Origin of the sequence: Rhodococcus sp. IEGM 1241 (genome assembly GCF_033142365.1) — a bacterium.
Classification (GTDB): Bacteria; Actinomycetota; Actinomycetes; order Mycobacteriales; family Mycobacteriaceae; genus Rhodococcus_F; species Rhodococcus_F erythropolis.
In genome coordinates this window covers 1-23,728 of record NZ_JAWLSE010000005.1, presented here as the reverse complement: position 1 = coordinate 23,728, position 23,728 = coordinate 1, and the positions used below count along the sequence as shown (strand labels likewise).

General features: G+C 59.8%; 17 protein-coding genes. 4 read left to right on the top strand and 13 right to left on the bottom strand.

Annotation, left to right across the window (positions count from 1 at the left end; all coding sequences use genetic code 11):
- Nucleotides 1-506: 506 nt before the first annotated feature.
- From R4P70_RS21420 to R4P70_RS21370, 11 genes are all read right to left on the bottom strand, one after another.
- Nucleotides 507-1,718 (bottom strand): cytochrome P450, encoded by a 1,212-nt coding sequence (locus R4P70_RS21420; RefSeq protein WP_099697723.1) that lies wholly within the window; start codon nucleotides 1,716-1,718, stop codon nucleotides 507-509.
- A 25-nt stretch (nucleotides 1,719-1,743) separates the two neighbouring features.
- Complete coding sequence (locus tag R4P70_RS21415; protein WP_317831675.1) at nucleotides 1,744-2,739, bottom strand: PDR/VanB family oxidoreductase; 996 nt, start codon at nucleotides 2,737-2,739, stop codon at nucleotides 1,744-1,746.
- Between the two features lie 68 nt (nucleotides 2,740-2,807).
- Complete coding sequence (locus R4P70_RS21410; protein WP_099697724.1) at nucleotides 2,808-3,596, bottom strand: IclR family transcriptional regulator; 789 nt, start codon at nucleotides 3,594-3,596, stop codon at nucleotides 2,808-2,810.
- 629 nt (nucleotides 3,597-4,225) lie between these two features.
- Nucleotides 4,226-4,846 (bottom strand): hypothetical protein, encoded by a 621-nt coding sequence (locus tag R4P70_RS21405; protein WP_317831671.1) that lies wholly within the window; start codon nucleotides 4,844-4,846, stop codon nucleotides 4,226-4,228.
- Nucleotides 4,847-4,917: 71 nt separating this feature from the next.
- Complete coding sequence (locus R4P70_RS21400; protein ID WP_256065133.1) at nucleotides 4,918-5,790, bottom strand: hypothetical protein; 873 nt, start codon at nucleotides 5,788-5,790, stop codon at nucleotides 4,918-4,920.
- A 217-nt stretch (nucleotides 5,791-6,007) separates the two neighbouring features.
- Nucleotides 6,008-6,145, bottom strand: a complete 138-nt coding sequence (locus R4P70_RS21395) for a hypothetical protein (RefSeq protein ID WP_317831668.1) — start codon at nucleotides 6,143-6,145, stop codon at nucleotides 6,008-6,010.
- A 567-nt stretch (nucleotides 6,146-6,712) separates the two neighbouring features.
- A complete protein-coding gene (locus R4P70_RS21390; RefSeq protein WP_317831666.1) occupies nucleotides 6,713-6,985 on the bottom strand; it encodes a hypothetical protein in 273 nt (90 codons plus the stop codon).
- Between the two features lie 82 nt (nucleotides 6,986-7,067).
- Nucleotides 7,068-8,432 carry an NtaA/DmoA family FMN-dependent monooxygenase gene (locus tag R4P70_RS21385; protein WP_317831664.1) on the bottom strand — a complete coding sequence of 455 codons (1,365 nt, stop codon included), beginning with the start codon at nucleotides 8,430-8,432 and terminating at the stop codon, nucleotides 7,068-7,070.
- A gap of 398 nt (nucleotides 8,433-8,830) precedes the next feature.
- On the bottom strand, nucleotides 8,831-10,144 hold the full coding sequence (locus R4P70_RS21380; protein WP_317831662.1) for an NtaA/DmoA family FMN-dependent monooxygenase: 1,314 nt from the start codon (nucleotides 10,142-10,144) through the stop codon (nucleotides 8,831-8,833).
- Between the two features lie 1,568 nt (nucleotides 10,145-11,712).
- A complete protein-coding gene (locus R4P70_RS21375) occupies nucleotides 11,713-12,672 on the bottom strand; it encodes an acyl-ACP desaturase (protein WP_003940492.1) in 960 nt (319 codons plus the stop codon).
- A gap of 1,012 nt (nucleotides 12,673-13,684) precedes the next feature.
- Entirely contained in the window at nucleotides 13,685-14,119 is a 435-nt protein-coding gene (locus R4P70_RS21370) for a helix-turn-helix domain-containing protein (RefSeq protein ID WP_317831659.1), read from the bottom strand.
- A gap of 56 nt (nucleotides 14,120-14,175) precedes the next feature.
- Between R4P70_RS21370 and R4P70_RS21365 the strand changes: the two genes are divergently transcribed.
- Nucleotides 14,176-14,700, top strand: coding sequence for a PaaI family thioesterase (locus R4P70_RS21365; RefSeq protein ID WP_317831657.1), 525 nt, complete (start codon nucleotides 14,176-14,178; stop codon nucleotides 14,698-14,700).
- Nucleotides 14,701-14,920: 220 nt separating this feature from the next.
- Here the strand turns inward: R4P70_RS21365 and R4P70_RS21360 are convergent, their stop codons facing one another.
- Both R4P70_RS21360 and R4P70_RS21355 read right to left on the bottom strand, forming a co-directional pair.
- On the bottom strand, nucleotides 14,921-16,420 hold the full coding sequence (locus R4P70_RS21360) for a class I adenylate-forming enzyme family protein (RefSeq protein ID WP_317831655.1): 1,500 nt from the start codon (nucleotides 16,418-16,420) through the stop codon (nucleotides 14,921-14,923).
- A gap of 169 nt (nucleotides 16,421-16,589) precedes the next feature.
- Complete coding sequence (locus R4P70_RS21355) at nucleotides 16,590-18,257, bottom strand: class I adenylate-forming enzyme family protein (RefSeq protein WP_317831653.1); 1,668 nt, start codon at nucleotides 18,255-18,257, stop codon at nucleotides 16,590-16,592.
- 328 nt (nucleotides 18,258-18,585) lie between these two features.
- Between R4P70_RS21355 and R4P70_RS21350 the strand changes: the two genes are divergently transcribed.
- The 3 genes from R4P70_RS21350 to R4P70_RS21340 all read left to right on the top strand — a co-directional run bounded on the left by R4P70_RS21350 (nucleotide 18,586) and on the right by R4P70_RS21340 (nucleotide 23,002).
- Nucleotides 18,586-19,299, top strand: a complete 714-nt coding sequence (locus R4P70_RS21350) for an SDR family NAD(P)-dependent oxidoreductase (RefSeq protein ID WP_317831651.1) — start codon at nucleotides 18,586-18,588, stop codon at nucleotides 19,297-19,299.
- On the top strand, nucleotides 19,296-21,269 hold the full coding sequence (locus tag R4P70_RS21345; protein WP_317831649.1) for an NAD(P)/FAD-dependent oxidoreductase: 1,974 nt from the start codon (nucleotides 19,296-19,298) through the stop codon (nucleotides 21,267-21,269). The genes R4P70_RS21350 and R4P70_RS21345 overlap by 4 nt, the downstream gene beginning before the upstream one ends.
- A 374-nt stretch (nucleotides 21,270-21,643) precedes the next feature.
- Nucleotides 21,644-23,002 carry an MFS transporter gene (locus R4P70_RS21340; protein ID WP_317831647.1) on the top strand — a complete coding sequence of 453 codons (1,359 nt, stop codon included), beginning with the start codon at nucleotides 21,644-21,646 and terminating at the stop codon, nucleotides 23,000-23,002.
- Nucleotides 23,003-23,728: the final 726 nt, after the last annotated feature.

The following is a 23,728-nucleotide window of genomic DNA, read 5'->3' as shown; positions in this document are numbered from 1 at the left end:
ATCGGCCGGCATTATCCGTCAGAACCGGGCGCCTGCTCCGCATAGCGAAGGGCAACCGTGCCGGCGAGCAGCGGGACGGCGAATACGTGGTATCTCGTTCCCTGCGCCCACTGGGCGTCGAGCAGTCGGCCCGCGACGATCGGCGAGGTGATCGCACGCCGCCTCGGACTACGCGACCACGGTGGCAATGCGGCCGCTACGACGACTGATCACCAGCCAGGAGCCACAGGTACCCCTCGACATCGAGCCGCCGATGTCCGCCCGGGTCGATCGGGGCGTGACCAATTCGCCTCACGACAAGGGCACGTATCCAATGCCATGTGGTCGAGTTCGATGCGCGCCTTCCATCCGGGTCCGGGTGGGACGAAGTTCGATTGCAACGTCGACATGGACGCGGCCACGTACACGGCTCGATACACGTACCGCCACAACGCCTTCCGATGTCATCACATTCGGCACAGAAAGCTCCGACGGGTGATGGTCATGGACGGAATACGCTGCGGTGTTCAGGCCAGCTGCACGCGAAGGGGCATCGATTTCCATGATCTCAGGGTGTTGTTGAGGTGACGAGTCGGCGGCTCGATGGGCTCGATGGTCGCCACCCGAGCGGCCAGGGCCGTTAGGAGGGCTTCGGCCTCGAGGCGAGCGACATGTTGACCGACGCACTGATGAATGCCCATGCCGTACCCGACGTGGCCCGACGGATCGCGGGTGATATCGAAGACATCGGGGCGCTCCCACCGCAGGGGATCCCGGTTGGCGGAACCGAGGAACATGAGGATCTTGTGACCGTCGGGGATGACAACTCCCCCGACTTCGATGTCGTGGGTGGCGGTTCTGAAGAACGTTTGTACGGGCGATTCCCAGCGCACGGCCTCGTCGAACGCGGGTCGGGCGAAAGCAAGCGGGTCGGTCCGCAGCCGCGCCCATTGGTCGGGGTTGGTAGCAAAGGCGAACAGGACCGCAGCTAGACCGTTGACTGTGGTGTCGACGCCGGCCGAGAGCAGCGAACGCACGACCAAGGGGGCTTGCTCGGCGGTGATGTCGCCGCGGTCCGCTGCAGACCAGATCTGCGCTCCAAATCCGTCAGTGGACAACGAATCTCGCGAGCATTGAACATTGACCCACGTGGAGAGCTCCGCGACACGGGGCGTCCCCTTCGACACCAGCGAGTTCGACGGTCCGAAGGCGTTGAAAAGATGGTCGCCGTACGGCAGTAGATTCTCTCTCCCTGCGTTCGAAATTCCCACGGCATCGGGAAAAACGCGCAGAGGAAACGTCGACGCGAGTTCTGCAACGGCATCGAACTCGGTTCCGGAGTCGAGAACCCGGTCGACGAGGCACCGGGCGTCACTGAACCAGGAATCACGCAGTTTCGTCAGTGCCCGCGGTCCGAGGACCTTGCTCAACACAGCGCGGGGCGCATCGTGATGCGGCGGGTCGGTCTCGAGAAGCAGACTCGGTGGCCGCCAAGGCTTTTCGTACCGAAAATTGCTCAGACCGACGCCCGCAGCGGATTGGAACCCCTGCCAGTCGGTCAACGCAGCGTGCACGTGCTCGTATTGCGCCATACCGAAAACTTCGCGTTGCTCGAGATATACCACCGGCCCCGCATCGCGTAGCGCGGCATGGAACGAATGTGGGTCCTCGAGAATGTCAAGATCGAACGGATCGGTTCGGCTGACCGGGAGGTCTCGAGTAGAAGCGAACGGAGTCATCAGAAGTCCTTCGGGTGGCACGGCATCAAAGGTCGAGTACAAGGCGATCGGAGCACGATCTGGAAACGCAGATGAACATGCAGTCGGCCGCAGCGCGCTCGTCGTCATCGAGGATGGAATCGCGGTGGTCCGGTTTGCCTGAGAGCACGGTCGTTTCGCAGGTCCCGCACGTCCCTTGGCGGCAGGACGAGAGAATGTTGACTCCCACCTCTCGCACTGCATCGAGGACCGTGCCGTGCGCAGGGACAGTCACCGTGACCTGGCTACGGGCAAGCTCGACGTCGAAGGGATCGGTCCGCGCGGGACCTGATTGCTCCTTGGGGACGAAGCGTTCGGTGCGCAGATTTCCGACAGGCCACGAGGTGCAGTAGCGCTCTACTGCGGCCAGGAGACCGCCCGGGCCGCATACGTAGACCTTCGCCTCTTTCTCGCCGGCTGCATGCAGGTACGAGGGCAGATCGAGCTTGCCCACCTCGTCGAAGGGGGCGAGGACAACCCGGTCACCGTACACGGCGAGCTCGTCGGCGAAGGCCATCGAAGCGCGGGTTCGCCCTCCGTACAACAGCTTCCATTCGGCGTGCAACTTCTCCGCCTGAGCGATCATCGGGAGGAGAGGTGTGATTCCGATGCCGCCAGCGATGAAGAGGTACTTCGGAGCCGGGACCATGGGAAAGTTGTTCCGCGGCCCGCCGACACCCACCAGATCACCTACTTCCAAGACGTCGTGGACGAAAACAGAACCACCGCGTCCCGCTGATTCCCGAAGAACACCGACCCGGTAGCTGTTGGGATTCCAACGGTCCCCACACAACGAATACTGTCGAGTGATGCCGGAGGGGAGCATCAGATCGATGTGGGCGCCGGGTGCCCAATCGGGCAGACGCTTACCGTCCGGGTGTTCGAGCGTCAGGGCGACTACCCCATCCGAGGCGGGCGTTTTCGCTGTCAGCCTCAATGCGCAGTCCGCTGCCGTGCTGGTTCGGTCGGCGCGCGCGCCGGGGATTGCCGTGCTGTATGCCATGGCGGTACCTCCTCGATTCCTGATGATTCGAGGATTGCTGCTGCGCCCACACCAGAGCTATCGATTTCTCAATCATTGAGAGAGTATTTATGTTCATACTCACTTCGAGGGAACGATATGGTGGCCATCACACGCGTGATGCCCCGAGCTGCCGCTTGCAAGGCGGGTATCCAGGTACGTGCCTGGTCATCGTTGGGGACTACGAGCGCCACCGCCGCCACGACGACGTTCGAGTCTCGGACGGGAACGGCGATACCCGTCGTCTCCGGATAGATGTGGCCAGCGCAGAACGCGAAATCCTGCCGACGAACCTCCGCCAGCGCTGTCCGCAACTGGCGAGAAGTTCGAATTGTTTTGTCGGTGTAGGCATGCAGTTCGCTTCGCAAGATGCGATCTTGAACCTCAAGGGCGCTGTGCGCCAACAGAACCAGCCCGGAGGACGAGGCATGCAGCGGCAAGCGACCCGCTATCCGGGTGTAGTTCACCGCCGCGCCCGGTGCCGTTAAGCGCTCGACGAACAACACCTCGTCAGCCTCGAGGACAGCGAGCTGCGTGTGCTGTCCGACGACCGCGTGCAAGTCCTCCATGAACGGCATCGCGGCCTCGCGAAGCCCCACAGTCGACGACGCGCGGGAGGCGACCTCCCACAGCCTGACGCCGATGCGCACGCGTCGGCCATCCCGCTCCAACCATCCGAAACCCACGAGCTCGTGAATCAAACGCGAAGCGGTCGCGACATGCAGACCGGAACGACGCGCGATGTCGGAGACGGTCAGACTGACATCACCGACACCGAAGGACTCGATGACCCGCACGCCACGAGCGAGAACGGATTCCCCCGTGCGAACTCTCGACACCGACCTCACCTCCTCGACGCGCCGGAACCCGCACAAGCTCACGCACGCACCCGCTTCGCGGATGTTCCCGTCAAACCTAACTTGTCGACAAGCTCGGTTCGCCTATTGCGAGGTTATGAACGATGCAGAGCGCAACACAACACCAAGAAAGGTGTGCCGCGACGTTCCCTGTGCTTCTTTTGCGGCACGTGCCCCTGACTCCACGTGCCCCTGAACTCATCGTCATTCATAGGTCCAAGCCTGTCTTACCGTCGCCCGTGGTGGCGTGAATCTTCACACAACAGAGCCACTGTCCATCAGTCCTGTTTAACTGCACTAAATGATGGGTAGCTGCCGCCGATGACAGGGGTGCGCGATGGGCGAAGTACGACGTCAGGTCGTCGAGGGACGGATTGAGCTGCCCCGGATCGGTGGAGTACGCCGAACCAGCGACGCCGCCCGGGTTCCCTATGTGGTGTTCGTCTAGGGAGGTTTTCTGCCCGAGGTTGGTGGTCGATGTAGCTCCATGTCTCTCAGGCGGATCGACTCCCACGGGAGCGGGTCTAAGTGGTGGAGCCACGGAGAGCAGTCACACCCACCCGCAGTGTTACCGAAAGGTGGGTGTGACTGTGATGCAACTACATTCCGGGTCAGGGAGTGACGGTGATGCCGGGCGTGGAGTTGAACTTGAGCGCTCCGGTCATCTTCGCTGTTCCGGCTCCTGCTGCAGGGCAGGATGCGCTTCCGCCGTTGGAGGTGAAGTTCACCGTTCCGGTGTTGTTGGCGGTGACGGTGTGGGTTGTGTTGTTGTAGGGGACGGGGCCGGCGGTGCTGGCGGTGACGTCGATGACGCAGCTACCAGCGACTACGTGGGCTCCGCCGTTGGGGATTTTGATACTTCCCATCGGTGATCCGCTGTCGGCGTTGACGTTCAGAGCCCAGGAACCGGACGTGGTGATCGTTGCCGGCACACCTTCGAGGTCACATCCGGACAGTGCCACGCTGGCGATGTTGATGTTGATGCCGCCTGTTCCGGAGTTCACGTTACCGGGCGCTGCAGGGGTGGTTCCGGTTCCGCTGACGCTGGTGCAGTACAACTCGAGACCGCCGGTTGTCACGAAACTGAGCCCACTGCTGGTGGCCGTCACCGGAGTGGCTGTGGCGGGGCTGATCGTGGTGGACGCTGCTGCGATCCCGGATGCAGCGAGGGTCAATGCGGCTGCTGCCCCGACGATCGCGGGGGCCTTGCCGAGCATTGTGCGTGATGACATGTGATGTGCCTTTCTGTCGAATACCTTTGGGGTGAACCGTCAGTCGAAAGAAATTCAGGCGGGTGTGATCTCTACCCGGCGGCTCCCATCTGCGCCACAGCTGCAGGTTCGGCTGCCTGCGCAGCGGAAGCTGCCGGCGGTCGTACCTTGCGCGCGGCGACGGTGTAGACGTCGCTGGAAGTGGTCAGAGAGTTCTTTCCGCTGGCCGAGGGGGTTCCTGCTCGCAGGTTCACCGCCCAGTTGAGTGCACCGAAGACCCCGCATCCGCTGGCGGCGGGCGCTGCGAAGAGATTGTCGGTGTGCTGAACGGCAGGGAACACTGCTCCGGGATATTCGCCGATGGGCTCCGAGGGCGGGTTACCGGTGGTGGTGAGGTGCAGGTTGATCGGGTTCGCTGTGGAGCCGAGATAGCAGTTGTTACCCAACAACGAGTTCGACAGTTTCAGTCGTACCGGCATCGTCAGCTCTTGATCGAGCACCTTGATGTTCGGTAGCCCAACAGCTTCGACTGTTGCGGTGATCTGGGTCAGATTCAGTGGAGTGTCGATTCCGATGGCGCCACCCGGGACGGAGATTGGGTTCGAGTACACCCCGTTGCGGCCGTCCGGCTTGGGGACGAAGGTTTCGACGAAGCTGCCGTCGGGTTGGGTGGCGTACTTGACTCCGCCGGCGATCTTCAGTCCGCCGTCGGGGACGGGCACGGTCAGTCCCCCGATTTTCATCGAACCGCCGCGCACCACGACGGTTGCGCAGGTCGCAACGTCGAGGTCTTCGACGGGGCATGACGACCACCCGTCGAACGTCAAAGGAGTAGCGGTGGGTGTACCGGACGAACCGAGCGAGGAATTCTCCTCTGCGGTGGCGATCCCGCCTCCTATCAATGCAAGGGCTGCAGCGATCGCCATAGTGGGGGCAACTCGGGTTCTCAAGGCATTCTTGGACATTGGGCTCCTCAGGCATGGAATCGACACACCGCGAGATCACGATCGTCGATATGTCGTGAGTCACATCTGCGTGCTCGGAGCGAAGGCTACCGACCAGTAGTACTCGAAGTCACACAAACCGGAGAAAGTTCAACCCTTTCGGGGACCCGCTCATACTTTCGGTGGCGATTCATCCGCGTCCTGCGAGGACCTTCTACCCTATGCTGCTGTCAGGTCATCAAGGCAGCGCGCCGGAGCGACCCGCGAGTCCAACAGCCCGCACCACCGCGGCGACTGCCATCTCGCCGAGCAAGATGGGCCGACCGGCCTCTGAGAGTTCGACGTCGAGGCATTCGAGTGCACGTTTGACAACCACTCGACTCTGCCAGCCGATGTTGATCCAGATGGGAAGTTTGCCGCAGCGCTTCAGAAAGAAGTTGCGGTATGGCGTTCACTGTCCCGCTACAGGGGGTCCGCACCCATTCCGGACGTGGCGAGCAGACCCAGTTTCTGTGGGTCAGTGGCAGCAGCATACTTGCTGTTACCCGCGACAGACGTGAGCAGACTGAGGGGAACGGATGACGCTCCATCCACACACAAGCCACGACACGCGTGAGGGTTGTCCGGATTGGTGGCCGCTATCGACAGTCCATTTTCCGGGGCGCTCGACCGGCCTTCAGCGAGGCGTTGGGTGGCCCTTTCCGTAGATGAAAGCTCAACCAGATAAGCAAAATTGAATATGAATATTTCGAGTTTCGTCAACTCACAGCCATCTCGCCGAAGGGCAACTCCACGCGAGTTCAATCGCTCGGAAGCATCTGTTTGCGCCCGCCGAAGCGCTCATCACCTGTAGTCGCGCGTGAGCGGCGTCGATTCCCTCGTCGTACGAGAGTCCACATAGTGTCCTGTGCCCTGCACGTATCGCGAGTCCAAGGCGGTCAGGTCATAGGCCATAAACACAACGTCCGGACGTCCCCCCGCCATACCGGTTGTAGACGTCGTAATTCCAGCCATCAGGCGCAAAATCGTCGTCCCATTTATAGATTCTGGGCAAGACTGTGTCGAAGCAGTCCAGCCGTTGCCCACCTTGCTGGACGGCAACGGCCAGCATGAATCTTGCTGCGCCTGGATATTTGCTGTCTCTACAGGAGAAGGCAGAGACGATTTCGTCCTCATTGAGTGCAATGCCGGAGCCGCCATCGACGGTGACGAACAAGCCGCAATTGATAAGCATCCGAGCGCTCTTAACAATTGGGGCTACATCTGACGCCACACTCAGCAAAACATTCCAGGGAGGCTCATGTGTCGAGTGAAGCGATCTGTTGACGAAAATCTTTCGATTGCGATGGCGTCGCACGATCGAGCCGCTCAGGGCGTGGCAGCCCCAACTGATCTCGTAGTGTCGGTCCCGAGTACTCCGCACGGTAGATTCCTCTGCGTTGCAGTTCGGGCACCACTTCCCCGGCGAAACGTCGAAATTGCTCCGGGTCACCGACGAACAGCACAAACCCATCAGCGGCTCCAGCCTCGTACCATTGCTGAATCTGATCGGCAACCGTTGTTGGCGAACCCCAAAACCGGGCCGAGTTCAGCTGTAACTCTCGAACGATCCTTCTCACTGTCCAACGCTCATTTCGACCGTGGTTGATCAAGCGATCGTTCGAAGCTTGCACAGCAGAGATCCCGAAATCTGGCAGTCTGCCTTCCGGATCAAGTCCGCTCAGGTCAATAGTCGGATATTGGCGCTGCAAGCGGTCGAACTGCCGTTCGTAAGGGGTGCGATCAATGATTTGCCAATGCAATTCTTCCGCTTCCTCATTTGTATCCGAAATTACCACTCCGAGTGCAGGGAGGAACATGATCTGCTCGGGATCGCGTCCGTAACTGACTGCGCGCGCACGCACATCGTCTGCGAACGACACCGCCCAATCAACCGATGTCGCAAAGCTGAACGCAACGTCCGCAACACGACCGTTTAGCTCACGTCCTGGCTCCGACACGCCAGCCTGCACCAGCACCGGATGTCCTTGCGGCGAGCGCGCTATGTTCAACGGGCCTGCGACATCGAAATACGTGCCGGAGTGATCCAATGCATGTAGCTTTGACGGATTCAGAAACCGATCCGCATTCTTCGACGACGCGAACGCATCATCCTCGTATGAGTCCCACAGGCCACGCACCACGTCGACCGACTCGTGCGCCTTGGCATACCGATCCTCATAGTCGCTATGCTCGCTTCGACCGAAGTTCTTCGCAGTTCCTGGATCGTAACTCGTTACAATATTCCAAGCGGCACGCCCACCACTGATGTGATCCAGCGAAGCAAGGCGCCGCGCAATATCCCACGGCGTCGTATACGTGGTACTTACCGTCGCCACCAACCCGATTCGAGAGGTTCGAGCTGCTATCGCCGACAGCAGCGTGATCGGTTCCAACCGACTCAAATGATGATGCGGCGACTTAGCATGTACATGTTGGCCGTCGGTGATGAGGATGAAGTCGAACAGCGCCGCTTCCAACTCTTCGGCTTGGGAGATGTACCATTCGTAATTCGAGCTCGCATCGATCGGCACTTCGGGATGCTGCCAAAGTTCTTCAGCTCCTCCGGCTCCACCAACACCATTCAGAATCGCACCGAACACTAGAGGTCGACGTTCAGTCATCGCCCGTTCTCCTTGTTTCGTCAGTATTGTTGCGGCTGCGCGGATCATTGTGTCTGCGCTACGCGGTTTGCAGGGCTGCCGAGGCCTAAAGTGTGTCGACTACGTGTTCGCCGGCGTCTCTAGAGGCGTACGCGAATCTTTTGGTAGCACGGGTGTTGGTCTTTCTCGGATGCCAATGAGCCTGTGCGTCGTACCTCCATCGCTCCTGAGGTGGGGACCGATAACAGCAGCGCGACGACGACGTCTACTTGAGTAGTCCCTGGGCGGCTATCGTCGAGAGTCGTCACCGCACTCCGACCATTCGGAGGTCCTCGGCCGCGCTGCCATGGCCTGATTGGTCCTCCGAACCTGATTTCTCAAATACTCGGCGTCAGGCGGCATTTCTCGAATACTCGGTGTCAGGCGGTGCCGGAACCGATCGCAGCTAAGGTGTGACTGTTGACTGGAACAGGGATCTCGAGGACCTGGCGCAGAGTATCGCCCTCATACTCCGTCCGGTAGATTCCTCGTGCCTGCAGGATAGGCACGACCAGTGTCCGGAATGCTGCGAAGTCCTCCGGCTCGCCAGCAAAGATGTTGAAGCCGTCGACCGCTCCGGACCGGTACCAGGCTTCGATCTCGTCGGCCACTGTCACCGGGGAGCCGACGAAGTGCGCGTGATGATAAGCGCTTGCATCTAGAAGCTGCCGCAGGGTCCAACCGTTCCGGTAGGCCTCTTCGTAGAGCTCCTCGACGGCGGAAACTGCTGCCTTGCTGCCAAATTCAGGCAGCGGCGAGTCGAGTTCCAGTTGGTCGAAATCGACCTGCGGGTATTGACGTCGCAATCTGTCCAGTCGGCGCAGCACTGATCGCTTGGCGAGCGTCGCCGTCTCGGCGGCACGGGCTTCCTCGTCGGTCTCGCGAATCCGGACGCTCAGTGCGGGGATGAAGATGAGGTCGTCTGGATTACGGCCGTGCAGTTGCGCACGACGCCGCACATCGTTCGCGAAATCCGCTGCCCACTCGACGCTCCGGGCAAAGCTGAATACAACGTCGGCGACCTGAGCGTTCAGTTCTCGGCCGTCCTCGGAGGTCCCCGCCTGGATCAGCACGGGTTGCCCCTGCCGGGACCGTTGCACATTCAGCGGACCGGTGACCGCGAAGAATTCACCGCGATGATCGAGACGATGAATCTTCTCCGGATCGAGGTAGCTGTCGGCGGACTTCGACGTCGCAAACGCCCCGTCCTCGTAGGAATTCCACAAACCCTGCACCACCTTAACCGCCTCGGATCCTCGGCGGTATCGGTCGGGGTAATCGCCATGGCCTGTGCGACTGAAGTTGCCGGCGGTACCTGTGTCGTAGCTGGTGACGATATTCCAAGCCGCACGGCCGCCGCTGATGAGGTCAAGGGACGCGAATCGCCTGGCAACGTCGAAAGGCTCGGAATACGACGTGCTAACCGTAGCTGCCAGCCCGATATGCCGAGTGTGGGTGGCAACGGCAGCGAGCATAGACAGCGGTTCGAGCCGATTAAGATGATGCTGAGTGAAGGTTGGCTCAACGTACTGACTGTCTGTTGCGAATACGAAATCGAAGAGAGCCTCTTCGGCTTCCTGTGCCTGCTGGATGTACCAGTCGATATTGGTACTCGCGTTAGTAGGGACGTCAGGAAGACGCCACAACTCCGTGCCGGACCCACCACCGCCTCCCCCGACGCCCGAGACGATCATGCCGAATTTCAGCTTTCGGCGTCTTGCTGACGATTCTTTGTTCGGAAAATTAGTTATAGCGTCGGTGGTCGGCGATGACGACACACGAGACTCCTGTCTTGGTTTCGAAGTGGGGCGACGGCCAAGATTACTGGCCAAGTTCATGTGCAGGAATCAATGCAATCGGCAGGATTGAAAGACCGGAGTACCGTCCGGCTACACAGGAGCATCTCGCGGCCAGAGTTCGCCCGCTCGTCGAATCGACAGCAGGTCGCCGCTGTGTCCTGATCGGACTGAGTCACGTTCACCGGCTGGTTGTTTCGGAGTTCAGGTCGGGAACAGGCGGCGGGAACCCTGCCCGAGATCCGGCATGGCCCACACCCGGAAATGATGATTCGAGCCAAGCAAGGTGGGATCATCGGCGTGCCCGCCCCCCCACGTGTGGACGGCAGCAAATCACGGTACCTCCCGGAGATTTGGTGACCTCACAAAAGTTGCACGTCGTAGCAGTCATCTATAACGATGACACCGTCTCCGAGCTCACAAAGCCCCCCGAACTCGAAGCGGATACCGCGCTATGCTGGTCTGGATCTGCAATTACGGAGATCTGGTCCGGATCAATGCTTTGGCCGCCGGATAGGTGCCCGACCATGGAGTCCTGCGACACAAAAAAAACTTCCGTTCATCACGATGACGAGTGCGTAGCGAACATTGCTCGAACATCATCTCCTGCCCTGCTCGTCGCATAATCGCGCCGTTCACACATGCGACGACTGCAGAGCCCGTCGGGTTGCCAAGGCTGCGAACAGGATTCCCAGGGGCCGACGACGGCTGGCAGACCGGTGATTGGAGAACAGAACTGATGCGGTCGATCAGCTCGCCGCCGCCATCGATGATTTCACGCCGCCGCTGACTGCGTGACCAAGATGATTCCGATATGCCTCGGCCGCAGGCTCATTGAGGTTATCTGCATCGACAAATTCTTGGTCCGGGGCGTCGACAAGGCGCTATCCTGGCTCCCCATCACCTGCTCCATCAAGAACGCTTGTCGCAGCTATGGAGGGACAAGCGCGTTCTACATCCAAGTCGCGGCGGCCTCGTGGCGACGTTGCTTACCCGCCCACCGCAAAGCGGCAACGATGCGGACTGTGTCAAGCGCGCACCCTGAGCAGGTGTGTATGCGATCACGCGCATCGGGCTGGTGTCCTCCATTTCCAGGTTCGTGTGACCAGTGCGGGCGAACACGTTGAGATCATGGTCGTACGAATCCGGGACCGAGCGCAGTTCTTGGGTTCTCTTGGTGCGCAGTCAGATTGCATCCTGCGCATCCCGGACGAGTCTCCAGGTTGCCGCGCAAGGTCACCGTCGGCGCGCTGCGTTGGGTGCGCCGATGCGCTGAATGTTCACCAGCGTCATCACGCTCACGTCGTCGGACCTTTTTCGTACTATCACGCACCGATCGCGACGCCGGGTCACCGCCATAGGTTTGATGGAAATCTCACACACCGCATCCGGAACCAACCGCAACAGCTGCTCACTTGAGATGCCACAGCACGCCCACAAGTCCATTCGTCCTCATGAGACATGCCCTAAGAGGCCTGCTGTTCGCGCTTGGCGGCTTCGCGTGCGAGCATGCGATCGCGCTGTTCCTCGAACTTCGTCGCGTTGGCGGCGAGGGTCTCGAGGAAGGCCGCCAACTCTTCGCGCGTGTTCTCGCCTTCGGCACTGAAATCGTTGCGCTCGAAGATGTTCCACTTGCGCAAGACGGGCCAGACGACCTCGTCGAGGTGCTGGCGAAGGTCGTAGATGCCGTGCTTGGCCATGAGAGCGCCGTTACGACGGAAGTTCGGCATGCCGGCGCCCGGCATCTGGAAGTTCTGGACGATGTTCGCCACAGCCTTGAGCGCCTGATCGGGAGCAAGATCGAGCGCGGCGGCGCAGATGTTGCGGTAGAAGATCATGTGCAGGTTCTCATCAGCGGCGATGCGCTGAAGCATCTTGTCGGCAATCGGCTCGTCGCAAGCCTTGCCGGTGTTGCGGTGGCTGACGCGCGTCGCGAGTTCCTGGAAGGTCACGTAGGCGACCGAGTGCAGCAGGCCGGCGTCGCCCTCGTCGATGGGCGCGCTGTAACCGTTTGTCATGTGTTCCATGCGGAAGCGCTCGAGCTCGACGGGGTCGACTGCGCGAGTGACGACGAGGTAGTCACGCATCACGATGCCGTGACGGTTCTCCTCGGCGGTCCACCGGCCGACCCACGTTCCCCAGGCGCCGTCCTGCGAAAAGTTCTCGGCGATCTCGCGGTGGTACGAGGGCAGGTTGTCCTCGGTGAGCAGGTTGGTGATCATCGCGGCGCGAGCTACCTCGCCGAGCTGTGACTGCTCGAGACTCCAGTCTTCGCCGCCCATGGCTGCGAAGTTACGACCCTCGTCCCACGGAACGTAGTCGTGTGGATGCCATTCCTTGGCCATGGAGATGTGGCGGTTGACGTTCTCCTCGGCAACCGGCTGCAGCTCTTGTAGCAGCTCCAGCTGCGTCAGAATCCTCGTCATTTCTTGCCTCCATGTTGAGTGAATGCGCGACTTCGCCCCAACCTACGGCACCGTAGGTTTCACCTCCACCGTAACCTACGGTGCCGTAGGTTGCGGTGGATAGGTCCGTATGCAGCCGCACACGAAATTTCTTGGATTCACGCCCTGAGGGCTGACGCACACCGCCACGCAAGAGGCCGAAATGGATCGAGGCGAAGGTCGCTCTGGCATCGAAACCATATGCATCGACAGCCGTGTTCGAACGACACGCCTAACAAAAGCCTTCGCCCGGATGTGGTCGGTTGACACGACCACATCCGGGCGACCGACCTTTAGACATACCGCAGTTCCGCTGAGTATTCCAGGGCAAAGACTGCACCGAATTCGCCCTCTCGACTCATATCTCGCGAAGCGCTGGCACAAACCTGTCCATCGCCGTGTCCACCAATTCCGGATGAGTCCACGTTGCCACATGACCAGCCCGCGAAAGTGACAACCAGCGGTTTGACCCTCAACTAGCGATATGCGTTTTGCCGTTGACGCGTACTGCATCTCGTGTCGGATTGATTGTGGCCAATGCGATCAAGGCAGCCACGACAGCGACGATCCCGAAAATTTGGAAAGCCGTTGCATAGCCGACTGCCGGAGTCACGGCCGCGTCAACGATGAGTCCTGCCGCGTTGAGCGGCCGTCGCGTTGTTCACCGCGACTAGGCGATACTCGTCGCCCCTGATGGATAAGCGAAAATCCTTGTGCCGCAATCACCAACAAAGTCTGGGCAGAGCAGCGTCGACACCGGCATTGCCAATGCTGTGGAGGCAGCAGCCACATCTTGGACACTCCCCGCCACTGCGACCATCAATTCACGGGTAACTATCATTGCAGCAAGGATATCGAGAGTGTCGTCGAGTTCATGCTTGTCGACGAACGTATTTCACGACGCGTACATAACTACGGCGAGGCTGATCCCTTACCTGACAGCGGTCGAGCAACTGGTCCGTTCGACCACTGCGGCACCCGAGACGCACCGTTGTCATCGGTTGTGTCGCACGTTCAGCGCATGTCCGGTGTCGGGAAGTACGTGTCCCTGCTCGCATCGTAGGGTGGCGCGCACTGTAGCACCGCAGTCGGCGTGGAACACCGTCAATGGCGGGCCGGCTGGACTGACGAGATACCTGTCACCCCACTGCATAAGCGCAGTTAATACCGGCTGCAGTTCACGACCGGCTGGCGTGAGGCGGTACTCCTGACGGGTTCGTGAACCCGCTTCATGGTAGTCGATGCGCTCCAGCACGCCGGCCGCGACCAGGCTTCGAAGCCGACTCGTGAGAATCGTCCGTGAGACCCCCGTGGTTTCCATAATGCCGTCGAAGCGACGCACACCGAGGAAGACCTCGCGGAGGATGAGTAGCGACCACTGCTCGCCGACCACGGTTAAGGCTGCTGCGACAGAACATTCACGTGCCATTAGCTCATCATAACCCTGAGTCCGGATTACGGATTCAGCATGCTACGGTCCGAGGCATGACAACCAAACACAATGAGGCGATTTCAGACGCCGGCGAACTCCGAACCAAGACGGTTTCCTGGCACAATCCTCATGCAACAGCGGCCGCCGGGCACGAACGTTCAGGCCTGGAGTTCCTCACAGCATGGATGAGAGGCGAGACCGCCGGGGCACCGATCTGCGAACTTATCAACGCACGACTCATCGCCGTTGACGTCGGAGATGTCGTCTTCGCATGCGAGCCAGACGAGTCGGTCTACAACCCGATCGGGATGGTCCATGGAGGCTTGGCGTGCACTCTGCTCGACTCTGCGGCCGGTTGCGCGGTCCATTCCACGCTTCCGATCGGACTCGGCTACAGCTCAATCGAGATCAAGGTCAACTTCTTGCGGCCCATCCACGCCGGCAAAGGCGAGATTTTCGCCCGCGGGCGGGTCACCAAGCCCGGCAAGAGAATTGCATTTGCCGAAGCCGAGGTCCAGGACTCCAGCGGAACCGTCCTCGCCACCGCGAGCAGCAGTTGCTTGATTGTTCCCGTCTAAAGCCTCGCCATGTGATCGACCGATCATCGCCGCCGACTGATCGCGTTAGTCGGCGTGTGTCCGGTGCCGCGACTGCGCCACCGGACACCGCAATCTGAGCTACGAGTGACCTGGGTCAGCATTTACCACCGCTTCCGCTGCGAACAAGGCACAAACTGTGTTCTGCCCGAGAACCTCGCATCCGGCAAGTTTCGCCGATCAAACCGCTGAGGCTCCAGCTCTACGTTCCTGCAGGGATCGCCTCACCGATCCGGCGCTTGAGCACCTTTCCGGATGCATTGCGAGGCAGAGCCTCGACGAACCGGACTTCGTCAGGAACTTTGTAGTCGGCCAGATCGCGAGAGGCATGCTCGCGCAGTTGCTCCGCCGAGACATTCGAGCCCGCGGCCCGCGCTACGACAGCACACACGCGTTCCCCGAACACAGAGTCCGGTACGCCGATGACAGCGACCTCGGCGACCCCCGGATGAGCGACCAGTACGGCCTCGACCTCGACCGAGTACACATTCTCACCACCTCGAATAATCATGTCCTTCAATCGATCCAGTACCTCGACGAAGCCCTCGGGATCAATTCGACCGATGTCTCCGGTATGCAGCCAGCCATTGACGAACGTCTCGGCGGTGGCCGTGGGATTTTTCCAATAACCGGCTGTGACGTTCGGCCCCCGCACGACTAGTTCACCAACAACGTCCGGATCAACGACGAATTCGCCGTCAACCAGGACTCGCAGATCGGTTCCATCGACGACTTTCCCTGCGGTCCAAGGTCGTTCGAACAGGTCATCGCGATGGCCGACGGTTACAATTGATGTCGCCTCTGTCATCCCCCAGACGTTCGCGACGCCTACGCTCGGAAAACGTCTCCGCAGCACTTCCAGCGTAGAAGGACCGACTGGTGAACCACCGAGAATGACCGCTCGGAGATCTGGCACCGTGGCCTCGACGAATGCATCATCGAGTGCCAACAATTCGACCATCGCGGCCACACCGGCGAACACCGTCACGCGGTGATCGCGCAGCGTGGCGATTGCAGTCGAACGGTCGAATGCCGGAACCAGCACGCAGGTCGCCCCGGACGCCACGAACGGGATCAGCTGAGAGTTGATCGCGGTGGCGTGAAACAGTGGCGCGACCACGAGTGCGGTGTCCTCGGCGCCGATGACAAACTCTCTTCGCGACGTCTCGCAGTTCGCGAGCAGGTTCGCATGTGTCTGCATCGCGCCCTTCGGTCGGCCCGTGGTTCCCGAAGTATAGAGAATGTTTGCCACATCGCCGGCCGTTCGCTCCGCCCCTGCCCAATCGCCGATATACCCGTCCTGGGTCGGCGATCCACGTAGTTCGGCAACGGTCACAACGCTCGATGCAATTCGCGACGGCACCCGGTCCAATAATTGACTCTCGGTCACCAGGATTCGCGCACCGCTGTCCTCGAGGACATGCTCGATCTCCGGTGCGGCCAGTCGCGCATTCACCAGCACTGCGATGCCACCGACTGTCTGAACTGCGAAGTAGGCCACGCTGTAGTCAACTCCGTTGAGCATCAACAATGCGACCGGATCGTTTGGCTTGACGCCGCGCCGTACCAGATCAGCTGCCGCAGAAACGATTCGCTCTTCGAGCTCACGGTAGGTCAGCGAACACTGCGCATCGCCCAACGCAATTCGCTCGCTGTTCTCGCGACACGACGCGCCGATCAATGTCGCAATGTTTGTCGTCACAGTATTCATCGTCAGCTCTCTGCCGCCTCGATCATGAAGTCCACCAATGGCTCATCGCCGTCACGAAGCAATTCGACATCGATCCGGTCGACGATATCAACTCCAATGTTGAACACGAGCTCTCCTCACAGTGCTTCGTACGGCGTAGCGCAAAATTTTCCGGCGATCCTCACACTGACGCACCTTTCAAGAACGCATCTCGCAACTTGTACTTCTCGATCTTGTTGGTTGCTGTCCGTGGAATCTGTTCCACAGCAACGAATTCCCTCGGCCTCATAAACTTGGGCATTGTGTTCGAACAGTGCTCGCGGATCTCATCTACGTCGAACTCGGCGCCTTCCACCATCTCGACGAACGCGACGACATCGTCTTCATCGCCCTCGGCGGGAGGAACCGCAACCACTGCTGCCAATTGAATCTTGGGGTGCTTGATCAGCAACTCCTCGATATGGAAGCTCGAGATGTTCTCGCCTCTGACGCGCAGTCGGTCGCCGATGCGATCGACGAAATAGAATGTGCCATCGGCATCACGGGTTGCAGCATCCCCCGTATGGAACCACAGATTTCGCCAGGCACGCACAGTTGCCTCCGGCTTGCCCAGATACTCCTTGAACAATGCGTCGGCGATGCGGGGCCGGATGGCGAGCTGACCTACCTCACCCGGCGGGCACTCGCGATCTTGCTCGTCGAGAACGGTCACCTCGGAAAATGGCAGTTCTCTACCCATCGTGCCCTTCGGTATCTCATCAGCGCCTTGGTACACCGGCAATCCATTGCTGATGAACATGTCTCGTATCTGATCGTGGGTCAACCCCCGGTAGAGCGTCGACGGTGTTCCCTCACCGGCAGGCAACTGCTCCGAGAGTGCAATGACACTCAGCCCGGATTCCGACTGACCGAAACCCGACGTAGTGAAGTCGATGCCGAACCGTGTCGCAAACTCGTGGTGGTTGACCGGCAACGGCTGGAGGTGAACCTTGTTAAGAGGGTTATGGCGATCCGCATCGGACGGAGCAGCATTGACCAGCCATGCGATCATCACGTCCAACAGCACTGCAGTGGTGCAGCCAGTCTCATTGATCCTGTGCCAGAAATCGTTGGGACTGAACCGGTTCCACAAGCTGACCGAAGCACCCGCCCACAGTGCCCGTACAAAGGTGATATGCGCTCCCGCGATGTGGTACATCGGCAGGTCGTTGTACACCACGTCGTCGGCAGTCAGGAGGCGCCGCCCCATCCAGGTGTACACGTTCAGCCAACGGTGCGATTGGACAACACCTTTGGATGGTCCGGTTGTACCTGAGGTGTAGATGATGCTCGCCGAATCATCAAACTCGACCCGGACTTGCGGTCGCCGCGCGGCCTCGAGCATCTGCGCGAACTCGCCTGCTTGCAAACCTTCGGCGCGGACGATCCGTGGTGACGACGACAACCGGTCGGCGATTCGCTCCACCTCCCCGTACAGCGCCTCATCGACAATGAGTACGGCCGGCCGAGAATCGCTCAACTGATAGGCGAGCAGATCGCCGGCGTACTGATAGTTCGCCGGCGCGTAGACCGCCCCTGCCTTCCAGGCGCCGTACATGGCGATCACCGAAACCATGGGGTTCATCGATAGAACCCCAACGTGATCACCGGGGTTGATCCCGATCTTCTCGAGATTTCCTGCGAAATTGTCAGTCAATTGGCTGAACTTTCCGAAGGTGAAACGCTCTCCGGTCTCGCCGTACAGGACAGCGAGGCGATCTGGGGTGGCGCGCGCAAAGTGGTCAAGCGCATCGACCGCGTTTGCGAAATCGAACTCGAGCAGCGCTTCCAGTTCCTGTGTGCGGGTCATCGACTATTCAGCCTTTCGACGGTGATAGAGCTATCGGTCGGAATTCGGGGTCTCGACACAGTCGACTTCCCGTGATCCACGTTCCGTGAATGGGTTTCACATAGCTGGGGAGCTTGGATTCATCAATGGTCAGGAGCCGACTGGAGCCGGCAAAGTGATCCTCTTCACAATGACGCGCCCTACGCTAACTCTTCATCCGCAACAACGCAATACCCCATGTCCTGTAAATATTCCCACTAGTATTTTTTTACACAACATGGTCTGATTCCCTAGAACCCGGCGCGCAAACCGCCCGGGATACGCGACGTCTGTTCCAAGAGAGGTGAATATGAGCCAACGAGTTGCACTCGTCACAGGTTCCGAGGGCGGGATCGGCCGCGCCATTGTCGATCGACTGCGTGATATCGGATTCAAGGTGGTCACGGTAGATATCAACCCACCGGCCGACGTCATTCTCGACGTGGCGAATGACCCACTGCCCGAAGATATCTTCGGCGATGTCGACGTTTGCGTCAGCAACGCTGGGATCGTCGACACGATCGCTCCCGCACATTCGATGTCGAGGGAGAAATGGAACCGCGACATCGATGTCAACTTGACGGGTGCCTTCCGCGTCGTTCAGGCGTGCCTACCGGGCATGCGTGAACGCCGCTATGGGCGAATCATCGCAGTTTCCAGCATGGCGGCGAAAACCGGTCTCGCCGGAAAAGTTGCGTACGCTGCGTCCAAAGCCGGACTTCAGGGCGCGATCCGTACCGTCGCCATCGAGAATGTCGCCTACGGCATCACCGCGAACTGTGTGCAGCCTGGGTTCGTCGAAACCCCTGGAACCGCGGCGCTTCGGGAATCGGACCGCTCAGCTCTGCTTCGAACGATACCCACGGGCCGGCTCTGCCAGCCCTCCGAGGTCGCCGACCTGATCGGATTCCTTGCTGCGGACGCGAGCGGATACATCACCGGGCAGGAAATCGGTATCGACGGAGGCGTAGGACTCGGCCAGTTCAATCTGGTCGGCAACGAAGGCAGAGGAGCACGCTCGTGACAACCCGGATCACGGATCCCCCTCAAGCACAAAGATTTACACTCGATTCAGACTCCGCGCGCCGCGCGGTGGCGGCAGCCGACCTACGTGCCCTGTTGATGATGGTCTTCCACCACACCGGGGATCGTTATTGGCTGAGCCCTCGGTTCCGACCCGTCAATGATGTGCGGCTGATCGCTCCTGAAGACGCCGGCTTGGAGGATGACGTACAGCAAGAGCTGCGCGATATGGCGCTGCAGATCCTGAGCGGGTCAGCTGAACCTGTCCTCACCTCCCCGGATGACGAACTACTGACCGAGATGATGAGTGTCGCGATCGGACGTCGTGTCCCCGCCGAGTACGCGACGATGATTCGTGAGCAGATCGGATTCGAATCTCCACTCACCGGCATCCCGGATCCCACCGGTTCAGAGAGAGCAACGGTATCTCCTGACGGACTGCTACCCGTCCTTGTGGTCGGAGCCGGCGAGAGCGGGATTGCGATATCCGCGATGCTGGCGGATATCGGGATCGACCATCTGGTGATCGAACGACAATCGGGAGTTGGCGGAACCTGGCGATCGACCGCCTACCCCGGATGCGGTGTCGACACACCGAATCACTCGTACTCATACTCCTTCGGCCCGCGTTACCCGTGGCCCCGCTTCTTCTCTGCACGAAGCGAAATCCAGGAGTACCTCGAAACCTGTGCCGACGAGTTCGCGGTGCGCGAGCGCATCCAGTTCAACACGAGTTTCGTCTCTGCCACATGGCAACAGGACACCAGCACTTGGCGCGTCCTCGTCGATCACGACGGGAACCAGCAGACCATCGAGGCCAGGTATCTCGTCACGGCGATCGGCCCCTTCGGCGCGCCCCAGACTCCGAATATCGCGGGTGTCAGTAAATTCGACGGGCCCATCTTCCACGCCGCCCAGTGGCCGGAAGACCTGGATGTCTCCGGGAAGTCGGTGGCCATCGTCGGCACCGGTGCGTCCTGCATGCAGATCGCGCCCACGATCGCCGACCAAGTATCCGAACTCACCGTCCTGCAGCGCACTCCCCAATGGATTCGCCCCATTCCCCGGTTTCACGAGCTGATAAACGAGGACGCCCAGGCGCTGCTGACACAAGAGCGGTACTACTCGAGTTGGTACCGCTTCATCATGATCTGGCGTTACGGCGATGGATTGCTGCCGACTCTGCGCAAGGACCCTGACTGGCCACATCCCGAGCGGTCTCTCAATCGGATCAACGATCGCCACCGCGAGGAGATGACCGAACACATCCACGAGCAACTGTCCGGACGCGAGGACCTGATCGACAAATGCGTTCCTGACTACCCGCCATACGGCAAGCGAATACTCCTCGACAACGGCTGGTACAAGATGCTCACCAAGCCCCAGGTCCGGCTGGAGACCGGGGCAATCGAGCAGATCGAATCAGGAGGAATCCGGCTCCACAGCGGGGAACTGGTCAGTGCGGACGTGATCGTGCTTGCCACGGGATACGACGTCTCGAAGAACGCCGCCCAACTCGACATCATTGGGCGCGAGAACACGACGCTCGCGGAAGCATGGACGCGGGGAACTGGTGCCCATCTCGGTGTGACTGTTCCCGGATTCCCCAACATGTTCATATTGCAAGGCCCCACAACAGGTCTCGGACACGGCGGGAGTGCATTCTTCACCTCGGAAGTGCAGTCGCGCTATGCCGTGGCGCTTATGGCAGAGGCATTGGTGCGCGACCTGGCCACTATCGAGGTCAAACCCGCACCATTCGAACGCTACCTCGCCCGGGTCGACGCCGAACATGAGAACCTGGTGTGGACACACCCAGGAATGAATCCGTACTACCGCAATGCATTCGGATCGATCCGAACCGTGATGCCATGGCGGCTGGTCGACTATTTCCAAATGATGCACCGGCCTGATCTCGACGATTTCGAGACCACCAGCAACGAGTCCAATCTCAGTCCGGCAAGCATGTAGAGGTACCCTTCCGATCGCACGAAGACCGTTGCCTACCGCAAGAATCACAGGCGGGCAACGGTCTTCGCGTATCTTAGGTAGCACACCAGCCCCGGATCGCACATTTCGTGCGCAGAACCAGTACGTGCAGCCTCCACGCAGCACCGCTGGCAGAATCTCCCAAAACTCCCTCGAAATACATTGAGGCACATTAGTATTCAATTGACGTGGAACCTCAATGCCGTCCACACATTTCTCGCGTCGCATCGCGGTTCAAGAGCGAGCAGTCAGCGATTGAAATCCAAGCATTTCGGTAGGACCATCCACGTCGACTCCCCACCCCGACACCGGTAGCCCGGCCCCCCTTTCTGCCACTTCCACCAAGAGGACCACGCATGACCGATGCCCGACAATTGATCGATGCAGCACCAGTCAGTCGGCTACAGATCCGAGTACTCGTAATCTGCATCTTTGCGAACATGGCCGAAGGCTATGACCTACTGTCGATGTCGCTGGCAGTCGTACCGTTGGCCGACGATTGGAACCTGACCGGAACAGACACCGGGATCCTCCTTGCCATGGGACCGATCGGAATGGCCATCGGTGCAATGGGATTGGCCCCCATGTCCGATCGCTTCGGCAGACGAATACTGATGATCGTGTCTCTAGCTCTCATCACTGTGTTTACCGGCTTTTCAGCAATTGCCGGCGATATCTTCCAGCTATCGGCGTTCCGGATGCTCGCCGGCATCGGAATCGGTGGAATGCTCCCCCTTCTCACGATCACAGTCAGTGAGTTCGCACCCACCCATCGTCGAACGGCCGCCATCGGAGTGCTGTCCATCGGACTGCCACTGGGCAGCGCCATTGGAGGTGCCGGCGCAGCAGTTCTGATGTCTCGTAGCGGATGGGAAGGTGCGTTCGCCCTTGGCGCAGTCATCACCGGCATCGCCTGTGCACTGGTCGTCGTCGGCATTCCCAACACTCCCGACTTTCTCGAGACCAAAAACACCAACCGGTCCCGCCTACAACTCGACGACTTACTCGTCCGCATGGGCATCGATCCCCATACTTCCTCCGTGAGCAACGGTACTGCCAACGCGGTCGAGAAAGACAACTCCACAACAGGTTTCGAAATTCGATCCTGGCAGATGATAGTGGTCATCCTGCTATTCGTCATGATCGTGGTGACCTACTACTTCAGCACGATGTGGCTACCGAAGCTGTTGGTAATGGCGGGGATGTCCACAGACAGTGGTATCAGCGGAGTTCTCCTCCTCTCTTTGGGCGCAGCAACATCCGGTATCGTCGTGGCGGTTCTGTCCACTCGGATATCCCTGTTCCGGCTCATCACTGTGTTCACACTGACCTCCGCTGTGCTACTCGGCATCTTCTCCTTGGTGTCGACGAATCTACTTCTCGCATTGGTCGTTGCCCCTGCCCTCGGATTGGTCCAGTGCGCAATCAGTATCGGCCTCTATGCACTCGTCCCCGAACTATTCGGTCCGGAAAATCGCTCGGCAGCAATGGGTCTCGGTATCGGCGTCAGCCGAATCGGAATGATCCTCATGCCGATCGGCATCGGCATGCTGATCGACCGATCATGGTCGCCTGAGTCGCTCTTCCGACTCATGATCATCCCAACTCTGACCACCGCAGTTCTGGTCTACCTACTGTGGCGCGACAAGAGTCGACGCGAAACGAGCGCGGCAGAATTTTCGAGCATGCCAGCTCGCGAGCGCGCTCAGTCATGACATAGCTGCCCCCCGGACCTGGGTGTGCGCGGACCTGGGTGTGCGCGGACCTGACGGTATCCGGTCCGACAAGCGGGCCGGATACCGTCATCAAGCACCGAGCGGAAATGATGATGAACTCGGCGGGAAGCACCGTTAGGCGGCATATCAAACAGCCCCTGAGCGATCGAAGAATGCCAGATAGATACAAATATCTACTTCGCAGGTGTGGACCTTACGCCTGAGTGCGCAGCGGTCACCTCAGACGGATCCTGAAAATGAGTCACGAAAACAACGACCCCTCAACAAATCCAACCTTCCAAAACGGGAGATGCCGAATGCCCTCGAGATCACACAGTCGGACATCTTACAATCTTTACACAGCTGGCGAGAATATGTAACGTCAACATCCAGGAGGAGTACAGAGCGATCTCAGAGGTTCGCCGACTTCCCCCGGGAAACGAAATCGGGAGGGTCATGAATGTGCTGCACCATGGCTGAAATCACCCTTCTGGATGTTCCCGACCAATCTCGAGCGTTTCGTGAGCTCGTCGTGCCCGTATATGGCGACGGAAGGAAGTCCGGCGTCACTCAGGTCCATCTCGGCAACTTTCGACCAGAACTATCAATTCGGCTAGCGCTCACGCTACAGCTGGCCGAATATGAGGGGTGAATCGCCCTGGGTCTGATGGAGGCTCTGGCTATTTGATTTCAACCAAGGCCTGCTCACCCTGCTCAGTAGCGTAG